Raw genomic sequence first — 21748 nt, 5'->3', positions numbered from 1 at the left:
GCTGAGAGCCCTCGCCGAGCGCCGAGAGACGTCTTTATATCGGGCAAACGAGGTTCTGCCGGGCTTCTCAGCGAGCACTCAGGAAGCTCTCATGGTCGCCGGGGACGCTACTTCCATGACCGAGAGCTTCCGCCGCAGCGGCGAGTACGACTACGACGCCCCGCAGGGTCCCTACAGTCAGAGTCACGGCTACTCCGCTCCCGTGAACCCGGAGTGGCCGCCCCCGCCGGCGTACGAGCCGACGGCCGCCTCGCCCCTGCCGGCCGCCGGGCCGGAGCCGGAGCCGCGGCGCAGGCGGGCCCGGGGTTCCGTCGCCCTCCTCGCGGCGGTCGCGATCGTGGCGGCGGCGGTCGGCGGCGCCACCGCGTACGGCTTCCAGGAGCTGGCCGGCAAGAACGACGTGACCGCCACCGGGACCGGCACCCCCGTGGTGCCGGCCGGCAAGAAGGGCGACGTCGCCGCGATCGCGGCCGCGGTCAGCCCGAGCGTGGTGGAGATCAACGCCACCCTCGACAACGGCTCCTCCACCGGCTCCGGCGTGATCATCTCGTCGAACGGCGAGATCGTCACCAACAACCACGTCATCGCGGGCGCCCAGTCGGTCAAGGTGCGCACCAGCGACGGGCACAGCTACACCGCCGACGTGGTGGGCACCGACAGCTCCAAGGACCTCGCGCTGATCAAGCTCCAGGGCGCCTCGGGGCTGCGGGCGGCGACCCTCGGCGACTCCAGCGGGGTGCAGGTCGGCGACTCGGTCGTGGCGATCGGCTCGCCCGAGGGCCTGACCGGCACCGTCACCAGCGGTATCGTCTCGGCGCTCGACAGGGATGTCACCGTGCCCACCGACGAGAGCCAGGCGCAGGGCCAGGGCGGCGACGGAAGCTGGCCGTTCCAGTTCGGCGGCCGCAACTTCAACGGCGACACCGGCTCGTCCACCACCACGTACAAGGCGATCCAGACGGACGCCTCCCTCAACCCCGGCAACTCCGGCGGCGCGCTGATCGACGCGGCCGGCAACATCATCGGCATCAACGCCGCGATGTACTCGTCGAGCCAGCAGGCCTCCTCGTCCTCGGACGCGGGCAGCATCGGCCTCGGCTTCGCGATCCCCGTCAACACGGTCAAGTCCGACCTGGCCAAGCTGCGGTCGGGCGGGCGGAACTAAGGGCGGAACCCAAGGGCCCCATCGGGTCCTGACCCGGTCCTCACCAGGGCCTTTCAGCGTCACTCGGGGTGTCTGGAGGAACATCATGATCCAGCTGACTTTCCACCGGGAAGCGGGCCTCGGCCCGGCCGACCTCACCGTCGCCCTCGCGGTGGCGCGCCGACTGCACACACCGGCCGCCCCCGAACCCCGTGCCGCGGAGATCGTCCCGGCACTCGTCCCCCAGCTGATGGGGCTGCGCCGCAGCTCCGCGGACCGGCATCACCGCCGGGGCCACAAGGTGCCGCTGCACCGGCTGACCGCGATGCGCAATCTCGCGGCCATGACGGCCTGACCCTTGGCATCCGTGCCTCCCGGCCCGGCACCATGGGAGGCTGGAGGGCACGTCACCAAGACGCCCGAACGACCTGAACGACCCGAACAGCCTGAACGGCCTGAACACGGACAACCCTCACCACACGACCCATCTCCACAAGGAATCGCGAGCATGAGCCCCGCCGAAGGCGACCGTGACACCCAGCGCATCCTGATCGTCGACGACGAGCCGGCCGTACGCGAGGCGCTCCAGCGCTCCCTCGCCTTCGAGGGGTACGACACGGAGGTCGCCGTCGACGGCGCGGACGCGCTGGAGAAGGCCGCGGCGTACCAGCCGGACCTGGTCGTCCTGGACATCCAGATGCCCCGGATGGACGGTCTGACGGCGGCCCGCCGTATCCGCGGCGGCGGGGACACCCTCCCGATCCTCATGCTCACCGCCCGCGACACGGTCGGCGACCGGGTGACCGGCCTGGACGCGGGCGCCGACGACTACCTCGTCAAGCCCTTCGAGCTGGACGAGCTGTTCGCCCGGATCCGCGCCCTGCTGCGGCGCAGCTCCTACGCGGCCGCCGTCTCCCCGGCGGCCCAGGCGGACGAGGCCCTCACCTTCGGCGATCTGCGCATGGACCTCGCGACCCGGGAGGTCACCCGGGGCGGCCGGCAGGTCGAGCTGACCCGCACCGAGTTCACGCTCCTGGAGATGTTCATGGCGCACCCGCGCCAGGTCCTCACCCGGGAGCAGATCCTCAAGGCGGTCTGGGGCTTCGACTTCGAGCCGTCCTCCAACTCCCTGGACGTGTACGTGATGTACCTGCGCCGCAAGACCGAGGCGGGCGGGGAGCCCCGGCTGGTGCACACCGTGCGGGGCGTGGGCTACGTCCTGCGGCAGGGCGGCGCCGAGTGAACAAGGTCGTACGGCGCTACCGCTCGCTCCCGATCCGCGCCAGGCTGGCCGTGCTGGTCGCGGCGGCGGTGGCGTTCGCGGTGGCGGCGGTGTCGGTGACCTGCTGGTTCATCGTGCAGGGGAAGTTGTACGAGCAGATCGACAACGATCTGCGCAGAACCGCGCCACGACCGGCGGCGGAGACGGTGTACAACCTGCTCTCGGCGTGTCCGCACAAGCCCGCGGACACCTCGCCCTACGGCGTCCTGCGCACCCATGAGACCGTCTACAGCCAGCTGGTCAAGCCGGACGGCACGGCCTGTGTCCCGAGCGACTCGGCGGGCGCGGTGAAGACCACCGACGTCGACCGGACAGTGGTCCGCGACTCCGTGATCCACGGCGATGGCATCCTGCGCAACGGCACCGACACCGCGGGCAACGACGTCCGGGTGCTCACCATGCCACTGGTGATCGACACGAACGTAGGCCCCCAGCTGTACCCCGGCGCGGCCATGATGATCGCCGTACCCCTGAAGAACACCGAGAAGACCCTCAATGATCTGGCGTTGGTCCTGCTGCTGGTCTCCGGTGTCGGCGTCCTGGGCGCCGGTGCCGCGGGTCTCGCCGTCGCCCGGGCCGGGCTGCGGCCGGTGGACAAGCTCACGGAGGCCGTGGAGCACGTCTCCCGCACCGAGGATCTGACCATCCGGATCCCGGTGGAGGACGACAGCGAGGACGAGGTGGCCCGGCTGTCCCGGTCCTTCAACTCCATGACGGCCTCGCTGGCCGGCTCCCGGGAGCTCCAGCAGCGGCTGATCGCGGACGCCGGGCATGAGCTGCGCACCCCGCTGACCTCGCTGCGTACCAACATCGAACTGCTCACCCGCAGCGAGGAGACCGGCCGCCCGCTGCCGCCCGAGGACCGCAAGGCGCTGCTGAACTCGGTGAAGGCGCAGATGACGGAACTGGCCTCGCTGATCGGCGACTTGCAGGAACTGTCGCGTTCGGAGGGGCAGCGCGGCGAGCGGGTGCAGGTGGTGCCGTTCCAGGACACCGTGGAGGCGGCGCTGCGCCGGGCCCGGCTGCGCGGCCCGGAGCTGACGATCACGGCGGATCTGGAGCCCTGGTTCGTGGTCGGGGAGCCGTCGGCGCTGGAGCGCGCGGTGGTCAACATCCTGGACAACGCGGTGAAGTTCAGCCCGGAGGGCGGCACGGTCGAGGTCCGGCTGACCGACGGTGTCCTCACCGTCCGCGACCACGGCCCCGGCGTCCCCGAGGACGAACTCCCCCATGTCTTCGACCGCTTCTGGCGCTCCCCCGGCGCCCGCGCCCTCCCCGGCTCCGGCCTCGGCCTGTCCATCGTCGCGCGTACGGTCCGACAGTCCGGCGGCGAGGTCACGTTGACCCCGGCACCGGGCGGCGGCTCGGTGGCGACCGTACGCCTGCCCGGCGCCCCGGTCCCCCCTCCGGAACCGGCGGCGGCCGAGGTGGCAGGGTAGCCCTGTCCGGTACCGCCGAAGGTCCCGCCGAAGGATCACCATGTCCCGCGTACCCACCTGCGTACTCAGCAGCTTCGAGGCGCCCCGGATCCTGCACGGCCACGACCCCGGGCTGTTCGTGCAGATCGGTTCCCTGACCAAGACGCTCACCGCGACCGTGCTGACCGCCCTGGCCGGCAGCGGGGTCCTGGCACTCGACGACCCGCTGGAACGGTTCCTGCCGGCGCCCGTCGGGACCGGGATCACCCTGCGCCATCTCGCCGAGCACACCTCGGGCCTGCCCCGGCTGCCCGAGGGGATCCGCGGGCGCGACCCGTACGCGGGCTTCGACGACCGGGCCCTGGACTCGGTCGTACGACGCCTCGACACGCTGGCCACGGCGCCCGCGGGCAGCACCGAGGAGTACTCCAACCTCGGCTACGCCCTGCTCGGCGCCGCCCTGGTCGCGGCCACCCGCACCCCGTACGAGGAACTCCTGCGCCGTCACCTCCTCGACCCCCTCGGCGTCACCGATGTCACCGCCGACCCGCCCGCCGGCGTACGGCTGTGCCGCCGGGGGCTGTTCGGGCGGCCGCGGCGCCCCTGGACGATGACCGGCGCGATCCTGCCCGCCGGCGGGCTGTGGGCGACCCCCCGGGCCGCCGCCAGCCTCGTCACCGGCCTGCTCGTCGACCGCAGGCTCGGCGAGCCCGCGCCCGCGTGGCAGAAGGCCGGGCGCCTGCTGTGGCACAACGGCGCGACCCGCGGCGCGTCCGTCTTCGCCGGTGCCGTACCGCAGGGCTGGATCCTCGTGCACCGCCTCTCCGGTGCGAGCGCCGCGACGGACAAGCTGGCCCTTGACACCCTGCGGGCCGCCGTCCGGCCCGCGTGACGGACACCGCGGACACCGTGGACACCGTGAAGGACACCGCGACGGCATCCCGGCGCACCCGCGCCGGTCGACTCCCGGCCGGTGTTCTCGGCGGTGCCCGTGACCGCCCCGTACCCTCGTACGCATGAGCAGCGACGACACCGTACGGGCCTTTCCCGCCCGCTCCATCGAGACCCATTCCGCGCTCACCCCGGACCAGGCCGAGGCCGTGCTCACTCTGCTCGGCGAGGCCGCGCGGGTCGACGGGCAGCAGCCGGTGTCCGAGCAGGGCCGGCTACAGCTGCGCGGAGGAGCCCGGGAGGGCGTCTCGCATCTGCTGCTGTCGGTCGACGGCCAACTCGTCGGCTACGCCCAGCTGGAGGACACCGATCCGGTGGAGGCGCCGGCCGCCGAACTCGTCATCGGCCCCGAGTTCCGCGGGCACGGACACGGGCGGGCGCTCGGCGCGGCTCTGCTCGCCGCCTCCGGCAAGCGGCTGCGGGTGTGGGCGCACGGCGGACACCCGGCCGCCCGCCATCTCGCCCAGGTGCTCGGCCTCACCCTGTTCCGCGAACTGCGCCAGATGCGGCGGGAGTTGACCGGTCTCGAACTGCCGGACCCGCAGCTGCCCGAGGGCGTGAGCGTGCGCGCCTTCGAGCCCGGCAAGGACGACACCGCGTGGCTCGCGGTCAACGCGGGCGCGTTCGCCCACCACCCCGAGCAGGGCTCGCTGACCCAGCGCGACCTGGACGACCGCAAGGCCCAGCCGTGGTTCGACCCGGCCGGGTTCTTCCTCGCCGAGCGGCGCGGGGAGCTGATCGGCTTCCACTGGACCAAGGTGCACGCCGAGGAGGGCCTCGGCGAGGTCTATGTACTCGGTGTCCGCCCCGGCGAGCAGGGCGGCGGCCTCGGCAAGGCGCTCACCACCATCGGCCTGCGCCACCTCGCCGCGCAGGGCCTGCCGACCGCGATGCTCTACGTCGACGCCGACAACAAGGCCGCGGTCTCGGTGTACGAGCGGCTGGGCTTCCGTACGTACGAGACGGACCTGATGTACCGGACAGAGACGTGACATAAGGCCCGTAAGGACCCTTAAGGGGCGGTCACCTTGACGGCCGCCCCTTCTTTGCACCACCCTTTCACTACTCAATTAGTGAAAGGGTGGTGCAACGCGTGGTCGAATATCGCATCGACCGGCACAGCGGTGTCGCCACGTACGTCCAGATCGTCCAGCAGACCAAACAGGCCCTGCGCCTGGGCCTGCTGCGCCCCGGCGACCGGCTGCCCACCGCCCGCGAGGTCGTCGAGGCCACCGCCATCAACCCCAACACCGTCCTCAAGGCCTACCGCGAACTGGAGCGGGAGGGCCTGGTCGAGGCACGGCGTGGACTCGGCACCTTCGTGCGCCGGGCACTGGGCGCCGCCCCCGCCGACTCCCCGCTCCGCACCGAGCTGGAGGACTGGGCCCGCCGCGCCGACGCGGCCGGCCTGGAGCGGGAGGACGTGGCCGCGCTCTTCACCGCCGTACTCGACAAGCACTTCCAGGGAGATCCGTCATGAGCAGCGACACGGCCCTGCGGGCCGACGCTCTGGGCAAGCGGTTCGGCCGCCGGGGCCGCTGGGCCCTGCGGGACTGCGCGTTCAACCTGCCGACCGGGCGCGTGTGCGCCGTCGTGGGCCCCAACGGGGCGGGCAAGTCCACCCTGCTGGCCCTCGCCGCCGGACTGACGGGCCCCACCGCGGGCGCCCTCACCGTCCTCGGCACCACCGCCGCGCAGGCCAGGCCCCGGGTCGGCTACGTCGCCCAGGACAAGCCGCTGTATCCGCAGCTCACCGTCGCGGAGACGCTGCGCATGGGCGCCGACCTCAACCCCGGGCGCTGGGACGCGGAGCTGGCCGGGCACATCGTCAAGGAGCTGGACGCGACCGCCCGGGTCCGCACCCTCTCCGGCGGCCAGCGCACCCGTGTCGCGCTCGCCCTCGCCCTCGGCAAGCGGCCCGAGCTGCTGCTCCTGGACGAGCCGATGGCCGACCTGGACCCGCTGGCCCGGCACGAGCTGATGGGCACGCTGATGGGCCAGGCCGCGATGCACGGCACCACGATCGTGCTGTCCTCGCACGTCATCGCGGAGCTGGAGGACTCCTGCGACCATCTGCTGCTGGTCGCGGGCGGCCAGGTCCGGCTGGCCGGCGAGATCGACGAGCTGCTCGGCGCCCATCTGCGCGTCAGCGGCGCCGCGAGCGCCGACCTCGCCCCGCACACCGTGATCGAGTCCCGTGTCACCGGCCGCCAGCTCACCGCGCTGATCCGCCCGGCCGGACCGCTCACCGACGACTGGCGCACCGCCGCGCCCTCCCTGGAAGAGCTGGTCCTCGCCCATCTGCGGGACGCCGGCGCACCGAACCCGACCGAGGAGCGTGCCGCGTGAGCGCCCTGACCCTGACGGCCGCGCCCGTCGACCGGCCCCGGCAGACCCGCTGGCTGCTGCGCCTGCACCGGCCCGCGATCTACACCTGGGCCGTGCTCTGGCTCGCCCTGGTCACCCTGCTGCTCGCCCTCGACGGCCCGCTCCTGAACGCGGCGGCGGACGCCTGGCGGCAGTACGAGAGCTGCACCACGAGCGAGCGGTGCAGCTACGACCAGAACGCGATCCTGCGCTACAAGGACTACTACAACTACGCCACCATCGCCCTGAACGTGCTGCCCTTCGTGCTGGCCGCCTGGGCGGGCGCCGCGCTGACCGGCCGGGAGCTGGAGTCCGGCACCGCCCGGCTCGCCTGGACCCAGGCCACCTCCCCGGCCCACTGGCTGGCCGTGCGCCTCGCCGTCCCGGCGCTCGGCGTCACCGTCTGCACCGGACTGCTGGCCTGGCTGCACCACCGCGCCTGGACCGCGAGCCAGGGCCGGATCGAGAGCGCCAAGGAGTGGTACGACCGCTTCACCTTCCACGCGGGCGGCCCCACCCTCGCGGCCATGGCCCTCGCCGGGCTCGCCGCAGGCGCCCTGGCGGGCCTGCTGCTGCGCCGGACGCTGCCCGCGCTGGCGGTCGGCCTGGTGGCGGTGGGCGTGGTGCGCTGGCTGACCGAGCTGGCGATGCCGCACCTGTGGCCCGCGGTGACCCGGCTGAGCACCGTCGACCAGGGCTTCCTCGGCAAGGGCATGGTGGTCGACCAGGGCATGGTGACCGCATCCGGCGCCCATGTGCCGCCCCCGACGTGCGACTCCGTCGCGTCCTGCGCGGCGGCGTTCGACCGCTTCACCGGCCGCTACAACACCTACCAGCCGCAGTCCCACCTCTGGGGACTCCAGCTCACCACGACCGCGCTGACCCTGGCCGTCGCCGCGCTGCTGGTCACCGGCTGCTTCCTGGTCCTGCGCCGGCAGACCGGGACGCTGCGCGCCGCGCGGCCCTGAGCCCTCCCCGGCACGGGCCGTCCGGCCCTTCTCCGCCCGGGTGCGGGACCGTACGCTGCCGTACGGTCCCGCACCCGGGCTTTCGTACCCGTACGAGCACCCCGGCTTTCGTACCTGTACGACCTTGTACGACCGCGTCCGGGCCGCTGCGGAATCCGTCGCTTTCGCGCCCCGGACCCCCGGGAGCCGCCCCGCGCTATCCCGCACGTCATGTCCCCGTAACCATCGATTCAGACGGGCTTGCGACGCTCGGCCAATGAAACCCGTCGTGCCAGAACCTTCGCCGCCCCCCGAGGGGCCCGCGGGGAACGGGACCGTGACGCTCCCGCCCGCACGTTCCGACGCGCCTGTCGCACCGGTCGCGCGGAAGAATGGGTTCATGAGCCAGCAAGACACCCAGGCAGAGGCACAGCACCCGCAGCCCCCCGTGGGCTCCATCGCGGCGCACCGGCCGCACACGGTGACCTCCGCGGTCTCCGACCTGGAACCCGACCTCGACGCGGATCTCGACGCCTACGAGGAGTCCCAGGCCGACGGCGCCCCGCTGCCCCAGGGCCGCTTCCTCGACCGGGAGCGCAGCTGGCTCGCCTTCAACGAACGCGTCCTGGAACTGGCCGAGGACCCGAACACCCCCCTGCTGGAGCGCGCCAACTTCCTCGCGATCTTCGCCAGCAACCTGGACGAGTTCTTCATGGTCCGGGTCGCCGGACTCAAGCGCCGCATCGCCACCGGCGTGGCCACCCGGTCCGCCTCCGGGCTCCAGCCACGTGAGGTCCTGGAGATGATCTGGGGCCGCTCGCGCGAGCTGATGGCCCGGCACGCCGCCTGCTACCACGAGGACGTCGCCCCCGCGCTCGCGGAGGAGGGCATCCACCTGGTGCGCTGGAGCGAGCTGACGGACAAGGAGCAGGCCCGCCTGTTCACGCTGTTCCGGCACCAGATCTTCCCGGTCCTCACCCCGCTCGCCGTCGACCCCGCGCACCCCTTCCCGTACATCTCCGGCCTGTCCCTGAACCTGGCCGTCGTCGTACGCAACCCGGTCAGCGGCCACAAGCACTTCGCGCGGGTGAAGGTGCCGCCGCTGCTCTCCCGCTTCCTGGAGTCCAGCCCCGGCCGGTACGTCCCCGTCGAGGACGTCATCGCCGCGCACCTCGAAGAGCTGTTCCCGGGCATGGAGGTGCTGGAGCACCACGCCTTCCGGCTCACCCGCAACGAGGACCTGGAGGTCGAGGAGGACGACGCCGAGAACCTGCTCCAGGCCCTGGAGAAGGAACTCATGCGGCGCCGCTTCGGGCCGCCGGTGCGCCTGGAGGTCGAGGAGTCCATCGACCGCGAGGTGCTCGACCTGCTGGTGCGCGAGCTGAAGGTCTCCGAGGCCGAGGTCTACCCGCTGCCCGGCCCGCTCGACCTCACCGGTCTGTTCCGCATCCACGGCCTGGACCGGCCTGAGCTGAAGTACCGCAAGTTCATCGCCGGCACCCACCGCGACCTCGCCGAGGTCGAGTCGGCCTCGGCGCCCGACATCTTCGCGGCGCTGCGCCAGCGGGACGTACTGCTGCACCACCCCTACGACAGCTTCTCCACCTCCGTGCAGGCCTTCCTCCAGCAGGCCGCCGAGGACCCGGACGTCCTCGCGATCAAGCAGACCCTGTACCGCACCTCCGGCGACTCCCCGATCGTGGACGCGCTCATAGACGCCGCCGAGTCCGGCAAGCAGGTCCTGGTGCTGGTGGAGATCAAGGCCCGCTTCGACGAGCACGCCAACATCAAGTGGGCGAAGAAGCTGGAGGAGGCCGGCTGCCACGTCGTCTACGGACTGGTCGGTCTGAAGACCCACTGCAAGCTGTCCCTGGTGGTCCGCCAGGAGGGCGAGACCCTGCGCCGCTACAGCCACGTCGGCACCGGCAACTACCACCCGAAGACCGCCCGGCTGTACGAGGACCTCGGCCTGCTCACCGCCGACCCGCAGGTCGGCGCCGACCTCTCCGACCTGTTCAACCGGCTGTCCGGCTACTCCCGCCGGGAGACCTACCGCCGGCTGCTGGTCGCCCCCAAGTCCCTGCGGGACGGCCTGATAACGCGGATCACAAAGGAGATCCAGCACCATCGCGCGGGCCGCCCGGCGTTCATCCGCATCAAGGTCAACTCCATGGTCGACGAGGCCGTCATCGACGCCCTCTACCGGGCCGCCCAGGCGGGCGTGCCGGTGGACGTCTGGGTCCGCGGCATCTGCGCGATCCGGCCCGGCGTCCCCGGGCTCTCGGAGAACATCCGGGTCCGCTCGATCCTCGGCCGCTTCCTGGAGCACTCCCGGGTGTTCGCCTTCGGCAACGGCGGCGAGCCCGAGGTGTGGATCGGCAGCGCCGACATGATGCACCGCAACCTCGACCGGCGGATCGAGGCCCTGGTGCGGGTCGTCGACCCCGGCCACCGCGCGGCCATCAACCGGCTGCTGGACACCGGCATGTCCGACACCACCGCGTCCTGGCACCTCGGCCCGGACGGCGAGTGGACCCGGCACGCGACCGACGCGGACGGCCAACCCCTGCGCAACATCCAGGAGATGCTCATAGACGCCCGGAGGCGCCGGCGTGGCACAGCAACACCTTGACCCGACGGGCCCCACGGCCGAGGTGGTGACGGGGGACGCCCTCGCGGGCTATCTGCGCACCCACGCCACGGAGTTCCTGCGCGCCCTGCGCCTGCACCGGGAGACCGGGGGCGCCACGGGCTCCGGCGAGGAATCCGTCGACGCGGCCCGCGCCCTGCGCCGCTCGGCCCGGCGCATCAGCGGCAGCCTGCACACCTACCGCCCGCTGCTCGACCCCGCCTGGTCGGAGTCGATGCGGCCCGAACTGGCATGGCTCTCGGGCACCTTGGCCCTTGAGCACGCGTACGAGGCCCGGTTGGAGCGGCTGTTGCAGGCGCTGCACCGGCTGTCGGGGGCGGCGGCCTTCCCCGAGCAGGTGAGGGTGTCCGGCGGCCCCGCGGCCGCCCCGCCGGAGCGCGGCAATCTGACGGTGGGCGCGGCGAAGGCGGGCGCCCTGCTCGACCGCCAGCTCACCCTCGCCCGGACCCGCGCCCACTCCACCGCCCTCCAGGCGCTCGGCTCCAGCCGCTTCCACGCCGTCGCCGACAAGGTCGCCGTACTCGCCAGCGAGGTGCCCCTCACCCCCACCGCCACCACCACCGACCTGCGCCCGCTGGCCGGCGCCGCCCGCGAGCGGCTCACCGACGCCATCGCCGCGCTGCCGCTGCTCACCGCGGGCCACCCGTACAACGCGGAGGCCCTGATCCACGGCCTGTCCGCGGATCCGTCCCCGCACCCCCAGGACGGCCCCTGGCACCAGGTACGGCTGCTGCTGCGTCTGCACCGCTACGCGCGCGAGGTGCTGGACGCCCAGACCCCCGTGGACGTACGGCTGCTGGCGGCGGGCCAGGCCCTGAACCGGCACCGCGACGCCTCCGAGGCGGCCGCCGCCGCGGCCCAGGCCGCCCGCACCCCCCGGATCGCTCCCGCCACGGCCTACGCCCTCGGCGTCCTGCACGCGGACCAGCGCCATGAGGTGGAGGCGGCCCGGTTCGCCTTCCAGCGCGCCTGGCAGCGAGAGGCGGTGGAGACGGTATGACCGGCACCCCGGTACGGGCCGCGGGCTGCGTCCTGTGGCGCCGCTCCCCCGCCGGGGCCGTCGAACTGGCCCTGGTCTACCGCCCCAAGTGGTCCGACTGGTCCTGGCCCAAGGGGAAGCTGAAGCGGGGCGAGAGCGCCGAGGCGGCCGCGCTGCGCGAGGTCGAGGAGGAGACGGGCCACACCTGCCGTCTCGGCACCGCCCTGCCGACCGCCCGCTACCTCGACCACGCGGGCCGCCCGAAGGAGGTCACGTACTGGGCGGCCGAGTCGACGGGCGGCTCCTTCACCCCCAACGCCGAGGTCACCACCCTCCTCTGGCTCCCCCCGGCCGAGGCCCGCGAGCGCCTGACGTATCCCCACGACAGAGACCTGATCCCACCGGCACTTGCGGCGATCGCGAGGGTTCCGCGCTAGCAGCCGCTCTCGTGCCGGGTCGCGTCCGTTCTCGCCTGGCTGCGTGCCCTGCGGGCCGGGCCGCGCCAGCCGCAGGTGCAGTGGGCCACGCAGAAGCGGCCCTGTTCGGTCGTCGTCGTCAGATGGTCCGGGTCCCGCGCGTCCTGCTCCGCCACGCCGTCCACCGTACCGAGAAGCCAAGGGCAGAGCGTGACGGCAGTCCCCTACTCGTCGTTAACCGGACGACAGGGGGGCCGTAACGGACGTACCGGCTGGGGGAAGGCAGGGCGATGGAACGGCGGCAGTACAGACGGCGCACGGTCAGAACGGCCGGCGCGCTGGGCCTCACGCTCGCGCTGGGCACGGGCGTGGGCGGCTGCTCGGACCTCGGGCTCCCCGCCGAGGACGTCAGCAGCGGCGCGGGCGATCCGATCACCCTGCTGACCGGCGCCGCCGCGGCGCTGACCGACGCGGGCAGCTCCAAGGCAGGCACCGCCATGGAGATGGCCACGGGCGGCACCCGGGTCACCATCCGCGGCAAGGGGGTCTACGACTACGTGCACCGGCTCGGCCGGCTCACCGTCGTACTGCCCGAGGACCCGGCGGGCGCCGAGGAGCACCGCCCGCTCACCGAACTCCTCGCGCCCGGCGCCCTGTTCATGAAGAACCGGGGGGCCGGGGTGCCCACCGACAAATGGGTGCGGGTGGAGACGGCCACGCTCTCCGACGGCAATCTGGTCACCGGTGGCGTCACCGACCCTTACACCGCCGCCGAGGTGCTGCGCGGCACCCGGCGGGCGAGCTATGTCGGCCGTACCGAGCTGGCCGGCGTGCCGGTACGGCACTACCGGGGCACCGCCGACCTCGCCCGCGCGGCCCGGTACGCGCCCGCGGACGTGCGGAAATCCCTGGCAGCCGCGGCGAAAGGGTTCGCCACGGAACAGGTGCCCTTCGACGCCTATCTGGACGACCAGGGCCGTCTGCGCAAGCTGCGTCAGCGCTTCAGCTTCGTCAACGGCCGGCAGAAGACGCCCGTCGCGGTCACCTCGACGACACTGCTGTACGACTTCGGCGCCCCCGCCGTCGTCGCACTGCCGCACGAGAGGGACATCTACGCCGGCCGTATCGCGGAGGACGCGGGGACCGACGGTGCCTGAGAGAACCTGACAGGGACTGACAGGGGCTGGATCCGGCCAGCCGCCGACCCCGTACTAGTCCCTTGACGCCACCCCGTAAGTAGCCCGTCCGTGCCATGCGCGGTAGGTAAACCGCCTCCTACCCTAGGAGTTCGGTGACGTCAGGGAAGAGGTGAGGCGGGTGGCGGCGGTCGGCGGTACGGCGGTTCAGGACCATGTGGCCCTCGCCGAGATCGAGCTGTGCGGCGAGCTGATCATCGCGGCCTCGGCCGCCGAGGACCGGCTCAGCCTGGAGAGCATCGACGAGGTACTGCGGGTGGAACGACAGGAACGAGACAGCTGAGGCGCCGCAGCGCGCCTCAGGTGCGCAGCAGGCGGCCGATCGCCTTCGTCGCCTCGTCCACCTTCGCCTCGATCTCGTCCCCGCCCTTGAGGGCCGCGTCCGCCACACAGTGCCGCAGATGCTCCTCCAGCAGCTGGAGCGCGAAGGACTGGAGCGCCTTGGTGGAGGCCGAGACCTGGGTGAGTATGTCGATGCAGTAGGTGTCCTCGTCCACCATCCGCTGAAGGCCGCGGATCTGGCCCTCGATCCGGCGCAGCCGCTTGAGGTGCTCGTCCTTCTGCTTGTGGTAACCGTGCGTGGCGTGCTCACCGCACTCCGTCTGCTCGGAGGGTGCCGTGGCGCCGGCCTCGGTGGTCGTCATAGCGGGCCTCCATCTCGGGACGGGTGTTCTCGGTCACACACCGGGGGACATATCGCCCGGCATACCCCTACTGGGTATATGGTACCGAATTTTGCTGGGTATGGGGGGCCTTGGTACGCCCCCGTGATGATCGCTCTGCTCGATGGGCGACACTGGAGGGCGGCCCGATAGCCGTGGCCGGATGATGCGCCTAGCATCAGCCTGACCGAAACCGAAGCACCCCGAGGACCCCACGTGCGCTTTCGTCTGACCCCCAGGGAGACGAGCTTCTATGACATGTTCGCCGCTTCCGCGGACAACATCGTCACCGGCTCGAAACTCCTGATGGAACTGCTCGGGGCGGACTCCTCCGCCCGGGCCGAGATCGCAGAGCGTATGCGGGCAGCGGAACACGCAGGTGACGATGCCACGCACGCGATCTTCCACCAGCTGAACTCCTCGTTCATCACGCCGTTCGACCGGGAGGACATCTACGCCCTCGCCGGTTCCCTGGACGACATCATGGACTTCATGGAGGAGGCCGTCGACCTCGTCGTCCTGTACCAGGTCGAGGAACTGCCCAAGGGCGTCGAGCAGCAGATCGAGGTGCTGGCCCGCGCGGCCGAGCTGACCGCGGAGGCGATGCCGAACCTCCGCACCATGGACAACCTCACCGAGTACTGGATCGAGGTCAACCGTCTGGAGAACCAGGCCGACCAGATCCACCGCAAGCTGCTGGCGCACCTCTTCAACGGCAAGTACGACGCGATCGAGGTGCTGAAGCTCAAGCAGATCGTGGACGTGCTGGAAGAGGCGGCGGACGCGTTCGAGCACGTGGCGAACACGGTGGAGACCATCGCCGTCAAGGAGTCCTGAGGCGTCGATGGACACCCTGGCTCTGGTCGTGACCGTAGCGGTCGCGCTTCTTTTCACCTATACCAACGGCTTCCACGACTCGGCGAACGCGATCGCCACGTCGGTGTCCACGCGGGCGCTGACCCCGCGGGCGGCGCTGGCGATGGCCGCCGTGATGAACCTCGCCGGCGCGTTCCTCGGCTCCGGGGTCGCAAAGACCGTCAGCGAGGGGCTGATCGAGACGCCGTCGGGCGGTACGGGGATGGGGATCCTCTTCGCCGCGCTCCTCGGCGCGATCGCCTGGAACCTGGTCACCTGGTACTACGGCCTGCCCTCGTCCTCCTCGCACGCGCTGTTCGGCGGCCTGGTGGGGGCGGCGCTCGCGGGCGGTACGGCGGTCCACTGGGACGGTGTGGTCAACAAGATCATCGTGCCGATGTTCCTGTCCCCGGTCGTCGGTCTGATCGTCGGCTACCTCGTGATGCTGCTGATCATGTGGCTCTTCCGCCGCGCCAATCCGCACAAGGCCAAGCGGGGCTTCCGCATAGCGCAGACGGTCTCCGCGGCGGGCATGGCGCTCGGCCACGGTCTCCAGGACGCCCAGAAGACGATGGGTGTCGTGGTGATGGCCCTGGTCATCGCCGGGCACGGCACGTTCAACGACCCGATCCCGGTGTGGGTGAAGCTGGTCTCGGCGATGATGCTGTCGCTCGGTACGTATGCCGGCGGCTGGCGCATCATGCGCACGCTCGGACGGAAGATCATCGAACTGGACCCGCCGCAGGGCTTCGCCGCGGAGGCGACGGGTGCGTCGATCATGTTCGGTACGGCGTACCTCTTCAAGGCGCCGATCTCCACGACGCATGTCATCACCTCGGCCATCATGGGCGTCGGCGCGACCAAGCGGGTGAACGCGGTGCGCTGGGGCGTGGCCAAGAACATCGTCCTGGGCTGGTTCATCACGATGCCGGCGGCCGCGCTGGTCGCCGCACTGGCCTTCGGCCTGGTGAAGCTGACGGTCCTCTGACCGTCCTCTCTTCCCCTCCTGCCCACCCTCTCGCCCGGCCGCAGGGCCGACGAGAGGGTGGGCTTTTTTCTGCCCCCGCGGGCCGGGACGTCAGCCGGTGTACTGCGGAAAACGGCTGTGCCTCGCCGCGATCTGCCCGGCCGCGAGCACCGGCACCGTGAGATCACCGGTGACCAGGACGTCCTGATTGCACCAGGAGCCGTCCAGCCGCACGGCCCAGCCACCGGGCTCCATCACCCACTCGGTGTCGGAGAGCTTCGCCACGACGCCGCTTCCGCAGATGAACGCCCGGGACGCCTGCGACACGATCCACTCGGCCTTCCTGGCCTCCGTCACCCCGTCGTTGTGGCACCTCTCGGCCATCCGCCACAGCAGACGCCACCCGACACCGGGGGTCAGCGGCCCCACATACGCGAACTGCCGGTCCTCCACGAGCGTGGTCGCGTAGCCGAAGACGGGCCCGAACAGGGAGAAGGCGGTCACCCGCCCTCGGCCTTTCATCCCTCCGGTGGTCGCCACGGGCTCAGCAGCAGGGGCCGTCACCGCAGCACGCCGGTTCGTTGCAGTCCGCCCTGGTACCCCACAGGGATTCGTCCACGGAGAAGCCATGGGCGCGGATCCGCGCCACGGCATCCGCCATCGTCGCCCTGTCCCGGTACCGGGACTTGGGCGTGTGATGGACGAACCGGCCGTACCGCGTCCGGCAGAACGCGTCGTACTCCTCGGTGTGCAGCCTGAACGTGTGCCACCCCGGGTCCACGGCCCTGGAGGGCGACATGCCCTCGCCGGTCCGGCCCATGACGTCCACGAACGCCAGGGCCTCGTCCATGATCCGCTCGGCCAGGGAGCGCTCGTACCCGTACTCCTCGGCGCAGAAGTCCGTCAGCCGTTCGAACAGCTCGGGGGACACGAGGTCCCGGCCGTGCCGCAGGGCGACGGCCGGCCGGTCAGGGGCCACAGTCATGAGGGTTCCTCTCTCCGGTTGATCCGACACGCCTCATCTTCGACAGGCCGCGCGCACCGCTCTAGCCGATTTCCTGTTCTCTCAAGAATTGATCGCGGATTTCCTCGACCATGCTTCGCATGGCATCTCCGGAAACGGCTGCGGCTGCGAATCCCTCGAATTTCTCGATATAGAGGGCGACGTCTCGCGGATCGGTCACCGCAAGCTCCGCGTGCACGGTTTCCACCGTCACCATGCGGTCATCCTTGATCGAGAACGAGTGACTGGGGAAGTCGGTCTGACGCACCGAAAGCGGCACGACACGGAAATCGACACCGGGGATCCGGGAAACGGAGATGAGCGTGCGAGTTGGTCCGCGGTGAGATTCTTACGGCCGAGCACTGCCTGGACGTATTCCGGCGTCTGAAGCAGGCCGGGTACGAGAGAGGGTTGAAAGAGCCGCAACAGAGTCGTACGGGATTCGATCGCCTGGATCTGCTGCTGCTTCCGGTGGTATCCGAGCCGCCGGTACAGACGCCAGGCCGTCGCCTCGGTCGCCGCCGCCCTGGCGACCGACATGTACTCGGCCTTGATTTCCTCGGAAATCCCTATGGCGGTCAGGATCTGGTCCACGTCCACGACGCTCGGCATCACGCTGCCGTTCTCGATCTTCGACAGCTTCGAACCGGACATGGCCGCCCTGCGGGCGACGGTCTTGGCTTCCCATCCGGATGCCTGCCGCAGCGCCCGCAGCGCGGACCCCAGCTCAGCCTTGTTCACTCCCCGTGCCGTGCCCACCATTCCGCGAACGGCACGGCGTGCGCCAGCGCGGTGTCGCGGTAGGCCCGGAACTCGGCAAGCAGGTCTTCCTCGGCGAATTCGCTCCCCAGGTATTTACCGGCACCGTCGTACGACATCACTGCCACGGCCGTGTTGTCGAACATCCAGAAGTCGGGCGCGTCCGGGATCGGGTTCGCCTTGTCGGTGACGTCGAGGATGAAGAACTCCTCACCGGCGGTCATGTTGCGCCGGTATCCCCAGGACAGCTCGAACCGGAGATAATCCGTGAGCGGACGGGACAGAACATGAACGCGATACACGCGCTTCCCGGCCTCGGTGGCGTTCCCCACCGTGGTCAGCCATTCGGCTGCCTGGTACGAATCCGGCTGCTCGCGCCCCGCCAGAAACGCCTGATAGGCATCGACTCCTCCCGACTGGCTGTAGTCGTCCAGCGTTTCGAGCCGGAACGCTTCGCGCTCGAACGCGGTGAACCACTCCCCGAACGTCCGGCTAGACGAGGTTGCCACGGACAGCCTTTCGGATCAGTTCGAAGGGGACTTCGACGAGGGCCTCGTGCGGGGGGATCTCCCGACCGTGATCGGTCAGCAGGCCTCCCTGCACGACTAAGGTTCCCCGATCGTTGGCGTACAGCGTCGGACACTCGTCCTCGTCGCAGTCACCTACCAGCCGCGTCAGCTTTACCACCGCAGACTCCTCCCACACATGGACCCGGGCGTTCTCACTGATCGTCCCGAGCGTGCCGCACGTTCGGCAAGAGCCCTTGGTTTCCATTACTGGAAATCGTCACCACGAAGCGGACGAGCCGCCGGCCTCTGTCGCGTGCGAGACCGACGCCCTTGAGATTCCGCCAAAGGCCACACGGCGTCGTCGGCATCGTCGGGACGTACAGCGACCCGCGTCATGTCTTCGCCTACGACGACGGCGAGGTGCGGCAGGAGTTCTCCGTCTGCCTCCTGGCGCGGGCGACGGCCGGGCGGGCGGCCGTGTCCGAGGAGTCCACGGATGTCCGCTGGTTCCGGCCCGCGGAAGTCGACTCGCTTCCGATGGTCCCTCCCATCCGCAAGCGCGTGAACGACTGGCGCGAGGGCAACATGCCCGCGGCCCGGTAGACGCCGAGGGCCCGCCCCCGGAGTCCGGGGGCGGGCCCTTTGCATCCTCCCGGTGGCACCGCCATGCAGCACCGGTGAGGAAATCGGGGGATCAGCCGAAGCGGCCGGAGATGTAGTCCTCCGTCGCCTGGACCGACGGGTTGGAGAAGATCCGCTCTGTGTCGTCGATCTCGATCAGCCGGCCGGGCTGGCCGACCGCGGCGAGGTTGAAGAAGGCCGTGCGGTCGGAGACGCGCGCCGCCTGCTGCATGTTGTGCGTGACGATGACGATCGTGAACCGTTCCTTCAGCTCACCGATCAGGTCCTCGATCGCGAGCGTGGAGATCGGGTCGAGCGCGGAGCACGGCTCGTCCATCAGCAGCACCTTGGGCTCGACCGCGATCGCCCGGGCGATGCACAGCCGCTGCTGCTGGCCACCGGAGAGGCCGGAGCCGGGCTTGTTCAGCCGGTCCTTGACCTCGTTCCAGAGGTTCGCGCCCTTGAGCGACTTCTCGACGATGTCGTTCAGCTCGCTCTTGCGGTAGTTGCCGTTCAGCCGGAGACCGGCCGCCACATTGTCGAAGATCGACATCGTGGGGAACGGGTTCGGGCGCTGGAAGACCATGCCCACCTCGCGCCGCACCGACACCGGGTCGACCCCGTTGCCGTACAGGTCCTCGTCGTCGAGCAGCACCTTGCCCTCGACCCGCCCGCCCGGGGTGACCTCGTGCATACGGTTCAGGGTGCGCAGGAACGTCGACTTGCCGCAGCCGGAGGGCCCGATGAACGCCGTCACCGAGCGCGGCTCGACGGTCATCGAGATGTCCTCGATCGCCTTGTGGGAGCCGTAGTAGGCGGTCAGTCCGCTTACGTCGATTCGCTTGGCCATTGCTTACTTCACTTCCGTCAGTCGCTGAGGGGCCGCGTCAGCGACCGGTCTTCGGGGCCTTCCAGCGGGCGATGCCGCGGGCCGCCAGGTTGAGGATCATCACGAAGGCGATCAGCGTGAGCGAGGCCGCCCAGGCACGGTCGAACGCCGCCGTGGAACCGGAGCTCTGCGAGTACTGCTGGTAGATGTACAGCGGCAGCGACTGCTGGGCACCCGAGAACGGGTTGTTGTTGATGAAGGAGTTGCCCCACACCAGCAGCAGGACCGGCGCCGTCTCACCCGCGATACGGGCGATGGCCAGCATGATGCCCGTGGTGATGCCGCCGATGGAGGTCGGCAGGACCACCTTCAGGATGGTGCGCCACTTGGGCACACCGAGCGCCAGGGACGCCTCGCGCAGCTCGTTCGGTACGAGCTTGAGCATCTCCTCCGTGGAGCGGACCACGACCGGCATCATCAGGATCGCCAGCGCCAGCGAGCCGGCGAAGCCGAAGGGCTGCATGTCGGCCATCAGCATCAGGCTGAGGATGAACAGACCGGCGACGATCGACGGGATGCCCGTCATGACGTCGACGAAGAAGGTGACCGCGCGGGCGAGGCCGCCGCGGCCGTACTCCACCAGGTAGACCGCGGTGAGCACACCGATCGGCGCGCCGATCAGGGTGGCGAGGCCGACCTGCTCCAGGCTGCCGATGATCGCGTGGTAGATGCCACCGCCCGGCTCGGAGTCGGCGACGACGCCCATGGAGTGCGTCAGGAAGTAGGGGTCGAGGACCTTCACACCGCGCTTGACGGTCGTCCAGACCAGCGAGACCAGCGGGACCACGGCGAGCAGGAAGGCGACCCACACCAGCGAGGTGGCGATGCGGTCCTTGGCCTGGCGCCGGCCCTCCACCGCGGAGGCGATGACGTAGGTGCCGAGGACGAACAGCAACGCGGCGATCAGGCCCCACTGGATGTGGCTGGTCAGTCCGGCGCCCTCGCCGATGCCCACCGCGACCACGATCGAGCCCGCGGCGATCGCCCACGGCGACCACTTCGGCAGGCTCGCGCTGCGCAGCGAGCTGCGGCGCTTGTCGGTGACGGCTGCGGTGCTCATGCGTTGGCCCCCGAGTACTCCTTGCGGCGGGCGATGATCGCGCGGGCCGCGCCGTTGACCAGCAGGGTGATGACGAACAGGACCAGACCGGAGGCGATCAGCGCGTCACGGCCGTCCTGGGTCGCCTCGCCGAACTTGCTGGCGATGTTCTGGGCGAAGGTGCCGCCGCCCGGGTCGAGCAGGCTGGTCTGGATGTCGAAGGTCGGGGAGAGGACCGTGGCCACGGCCATCGTCTCGCCGAGCGCGCGGCCGAGGCCGAGCATCGAGGCGGAGATCACGCCGGAGCGCCCGAAGGGCAGCACCGACATGCGGATGACCTCCCAGCGGGTGGCGCCGAGGGCCAGTGCGGCCTCCTCGTGCATCCGCGGCACCTGGCGGAAGACCTCGCGGCTCACGTTGGTGACGATCGGCAGGATCATGATCGCGAGCAGGATGCCCACGGTGAGCATCGAGCGGGGCGGGCCGCCCTGCCAGGAGAGGATCCCGGTCCAGCCGAAGTAGTCGTTGAGCCAGCCGAACAGGCCGTTCAGGTGCGGTACCAGGACCAGGGCGCCCCACAGGCCGTACACGATGGACGGCACCGCGGCGAGCAGGTCGATCACATAGGCGACCGGGCCGCTCATCCTGCGGGGGGCGTAGTGCGTGAGGAACAGCGCGATGGCGACCGCGACCGGCACGGCGAGGGCCATGGCGACGATCGAGGAGACCACCGTGCCGAAGGCGAGGACCGCGATGCCGAACGACGGCGGCATCAGGTTGGTGTTCCACTCGAAGGTGGTCAGGAAGTTGCCGTGGTCCTTGCTGATCGCGAGGGACGCGCGGTAGGTGAGGAAGACCGCGATCGCGGCCATGATCACCAGAAGCAGGATGCCGGAGCCGCGGGACAGCCCGAGGAAGATGCGGTCACCGGCGCGGGTGGCGCCGCGGTTCACGCTCTTCTTCGGTTCGGCGGTCGGCTGGGATGCGGGGGGTGGTACGTCGGTTGTCTTCGTTATGTCCATCGGGATCTCCGGTCTGCGGAGCCGCTCGTCCCGGTGGGGGCGGGCGACTCGTGGCGGCGGTGCACCGGACGG

26 protein-coding genes and 1 pseudogene are annotated in these 21748 nt (G+C 70.7%); 17 read left to right on the top strand and 10 right to left on the bottom strand.

Translation table 11 applies throughout. The annotated features are described in order from the left end of the window. Positions 1-115: 115 nt before the first annotated feature. The 12 genes from HEP81_RS20535 to HEP81_RS20480 all read left to right on the top strand — a co-directional run bounded on the left by HEP81_RS20535 (position 116) and on the right by HEP81_RS20480 (position 12175). Entirely contained in the window at positions 116-1165 is a 1050-nt protein-coding gene (locus HEP81_RS20535; RefSeq protein ID WP_037653457.1) for a S1C family serine protease, read from the top strand. 85 nt (positions 1166-1250) lie between these two features. Beyond that, on the top strand, positions 1251-1499 hold the full coding sequence (locus HEP81_RS20530) for a hypothetical protein (RefSeq protein WP_037653458.1): 249 nt from the start codon (positions 1251-1253) through the stop codon (positions 1497-1499). Positions 1500-1652: 153 nt separating this feature from the next. Beyond that, positions 1653-2387, top strand: a complete 735-nt coding sequence (locus tag HEP81_RS20525; RefSeq protein WP_037653459.1) for a response regulator transcription factor — start codon at positions 1653-1655, stop codon at positions 2385-2387. Next, positions 2384-3865 carry a sensor histidine kinase gene (locus HEP81_RS20520; RefSeq protein WP_037653460.1) on the top strand — a complete coding sequence of 494 codons (1482 nt, stop codon included), beginning with the start codon at positions 2384-2386 and terminating at the stop codon, positions 3863-3865. Before HEP81_RS20525 ends, HEP81_RS20520 begins: the two co-directional genes overlap by 4 nt. Positions 3866-3905: 40 nt before the next feature. After that, entirely contained in the window at positions 3906-4736 is an 831-nt protein-coding gene (locus HEP81_RS20515; protein WP_037653462.1) for a serine hydrolase domain-containing protein, read from the top strand. Positions 4737-4860: 124 nt separating this feature from the next. Beyond that, positions 4861-5787 (top strand): mycothiol synthase, encoded by a 927-nt coding sequence (gene mshD / locus HEP81_RS20510; RefSeq protein ID WP_037653463.1) that lies wholly within the window; start codon positions 4861-4863, stop codon positions 5785-5787. A gap of 101 nt (positions 5788-5888) precedes the next feature. Beyond that, on the top strand, positions 5889-6275 hold the full coding sequence (locus HEP81_RS20505; RefSeq protein ID WP_037653464.1) for a GntR family transcriptional regulator: 387 nt from the start codon (positions 5889-5891) through the stop codon (positions 6273-6275). Beyond that, complete coding sequence (locus tag HEP81_RS20500; protein WP_037653466.1) at positions 6272-7144, top strand: ABC transporter ATP-binding protein; 873 nt, start codon at positions 6272-6274, stop codon at positions 7142-7144. Before HEP81_RS20505 ends, HEP81_RS20500 begins: the two co-directional genes overlap by 4 nt. Beyond that, positions 7141-8130: a hypothetical protein gene (locus HEP81_RS20495; protein ID WP_037653467.1), complete on the top strand. Its 990-nt coding sequence runs from the start codon at positions 7141-7143 to the stop codon at positions 8128-8130. The genes HEP81_RS20500 and HEP81_RS20495 overlap by 4 nt, the downstream gene beginning before the upstream one ends. A 256-nt stretch (positions 8131-8386) precedes the next feature. Continuing rightward, positions 8387-10741, top strand: coding sequence for an RNA degradosome polyphosphate kinase (locus HEP81_RS20490; RefSeq protein ID WP_172636917.1), 2355 nt, complete (start codon positions 8387-8389; stop codon positions 10739-10741). Further along, positions 10722-11759 (top strand): CHAD domain-containing protein, encoded by a 1038-nt coding sequence (locus tag HEP81_RS20485; protein WP_037653469.1) that lies wholly within the window; start codon positions 10722-10724, stop codon positions 11757-11759. Before HEP81_RS20490 ends, HEP81_RS20485 begins: the two co-directional genes overlap by 20 nt. Beyond that, a complete protein-coding gene (locus HEP81_RS20480; RefSeq protein WP_037653470.1) occupies positions 11756-12175 on the top strand; it encodes an NUDIX hydrolase in 420 nt (139 codons plus the stop codon). Before HEP81_RS20485 ends, HEP81_RS20480 begins: the two co-directional genes overlap by 4 nt. Here the strand turns inward: HEP81_RS20480 and HEP81_RS20475 are convergent. Further along, a complete protein-coding gene (locus HEP81_RS20475; RefSeq protein WP_164932560.1) occupies positions 12172-12330 on the bottom strand; it encodes a hypothetical protein in 159 nt (52 codons plus the stop codon). The two genes, HEP81_RS20480 and HEP81_RS20475, sit on opposite strands and share 4 nt — an antisense overlap. 114 nt (positions 12331-12444) lie before the next feature. On the opposite strand from HEP81_RS20475, the gene HEP81_RS20470 reads away from it, so the two are divergent. Both HEP81_RS20470 and HEP81_RS20465 read left to right on the top strand, forming a co-directional pair. Further along, entirely contained in the window at positions 12445-13311 is an 867-nt protein-coding gene (locus HEP81_RS20470) for an SCO4651 family lipoprotein (protein WP_037653471.1), read from the top strand. Positions 13312-13471: 160 nt separating this feature from the next. Further along, entirely contained in the window at positions 13472-13633 is a 162-nt protein-coding gene (locus tag HEP81_RS20465) for a hypothetical protein (protein WP_164932561.1), read from the top strand. A gap of 16 nt (positions 13634-13649) precedes the next feature. On the opposite strand, the gene HEP81_RS20460 is transcribed toward HEP81_RS20465, so the two are convergent. Further along, positions 13650-13994, bottom strand: coding sequence for a metal-sensitive transcriptional regulator (locus tag HEP81_RS20460; protein ID WP_037653472.1), 345 nt, complete (start codon positions 13992-13994; stop codon positions 13650-13652). Between the two features lie 234 nt (positions 13995-14228). Between HEP81_RS20460 and HEP81_RS20455 the strand changes: the two genes are divergently transcribed. Both HEP81_RS20455 and HEP81_RS20450 read left to right on the top strand, forming a co-directional pair. Further along, on the top strand, positions 14229-14849 hold the full coding sequence (locus HEP81_RS20455) for a DUF47 domain-containing protein (protein ID WP_037653474.1): 621 nt from the start codon (positions 14229-14231) through the stop codon (positions 14847-14849). A gap of 7 nt (positions 14850-14856) precedes the next feature. Continuing rightward, positions 14857-15855 (top strand): inorganic phosphate transporter, encoded by a 999-nt coding sequence (locus HEP81_RS20450; protein ID WP_037653475.1) that lies wholly within the window; start codon positions 14857-14859, stop codon positions 15853-15855. A 90-nt stretch (positions 15856-15945) separates the two neighbouring features. Here HEP81_RS20450 and HEP81_RS20445 read toward each other — a convergent pair whose 3' ends face one another. The 5 genes and pseudogenes from HEP81_RS20445 to HEP81_RS20425 form a co-directional block, all read right to left on the bottom strand. Beyond that, positions 15946-16356 (bottom strand): hypothetical protein, encoded by a 411-nt coding sequence (locus HEP81_RS20445; RefSeq protein ID WP_172636916.1) that lies wholly within the window; start codon positions 16354-16356, stop codon positions 15946-15948. Positions 16357-16378: 22 nt separating this feature from the next. Further along, a complete protein-coding gene (locus tag HEP81_RS20440) occupies positions 16379-16819 on the bottom strand; it encodes a glycine-rich domain-containing protein (RefSeq protein WP_190276014.1) in 441 nt (146 codons plus the stop codon). Positions 16820-16880: 61 nt separating this feature from the next. After that, a pseudogene (locus HEP81_RS20435) lies at positions 16881-17578 on the bottom strand (Scr1 family TA system antitoxin-like transcriptional regulator). Next, positions 17575-18105 (bottom strand): DUF6879 family protein, encoded by a 531-nt coding sequence (locus HEP81_RS20430; RefSeq protein WP_037653478.1) that lies wholly within the window; start codon positions 18103-18105, stop codon positions 17575-17577. The pseudogene HEP81_RS20435 and the gene HEP81_RS20430 overlap by 4 nt, the downstream one beginning before the upstream one ends. Next, positions 18089-18370 (bottom strand): hypothetical protein, encoded by a 282-nt coding sequence (locus HEP81_RS20425; RefSeq protein ID WP_387906442.1) that lies wholly within the window; start codon positions 18368-18370, stop codon positions 18089-18091. Before HEP81_RS20425 ends, HEP81_RS20430 begins: the two co-directional genes overlap by 17 nt. A gap of 65 nt (positions 18371-18435) precedes the next feature. Between HEP81_RS20425 and HEP81_RS20420 the strand changes: the two genes are divergently transcribed. Further along, a complete protein-coding gene (locus HEP81_RS20420; protein ID WP_398738182.1) occupies positions 18436-18708 on the top strand; it encodes an NUDIX hydrolase in 273 nt (90 codons plus the stop codon). 91 nt (positions 18709-18799) lie between these two features. Here the strand turns inward: HEP81_RS20420 and pstB are convergent, their stop codons facing one another. From pstB to pstC, 3 genes are read right to left on the bottom strand one after another with little or no spacing between them, the layout of a single operon-like run. Then, complete coding sequence (pstB, locus tag HEP81_RS20415; RefSeq protein WP_037653480.1) at positions 18800-19576, bottom strand: phosphate ABC transporter ATP-binding protein PstB; 777 nt, start codon at positions 19574-19576, stop codon at positions 18800-18802. 37 nt (positions 19577-19613) lie between these two features. After that, on the bottom strand, positions 19614-20675 hold the full coding sequence (pstA, locus tag HEP81_RS20410) for a phosphate ABC transporter permease PstA (RefSeq protein WP_037653481.1): 1062 nt from the start codon (positions 20673-20675) through the stop codon (positions 19614-19616). Beyond that, entirely contained in the window at positions 20672-21676 is a 1005-nt protein-coding gene (gene pstC, locus HEP81_RS20405; protein ID WP_037653482.1) for a phosphate ABC transporter permease subunit PstC, read from the bottom strand. The genes pstA and pstC overlap by 4 nt, the downstream gene beginning before the upstream one ends. Positions 21677-21748: the final 72 nt, after the last annotated feature.

The organism is Streptomyces griseofuscus, from assembly GCF_014673495.1.
Taxonomy (GTDB): Bacteria; Actinomycetota; Actinomycetes; order Streptomycetales; family Streptomycetaceae; genus Streptomyces; species Streptomyces murinus.
Note: the sequence above shows the minus strand (reverse complement) of the source record. Positions and strands in the feature narration are given on the sequence as shown.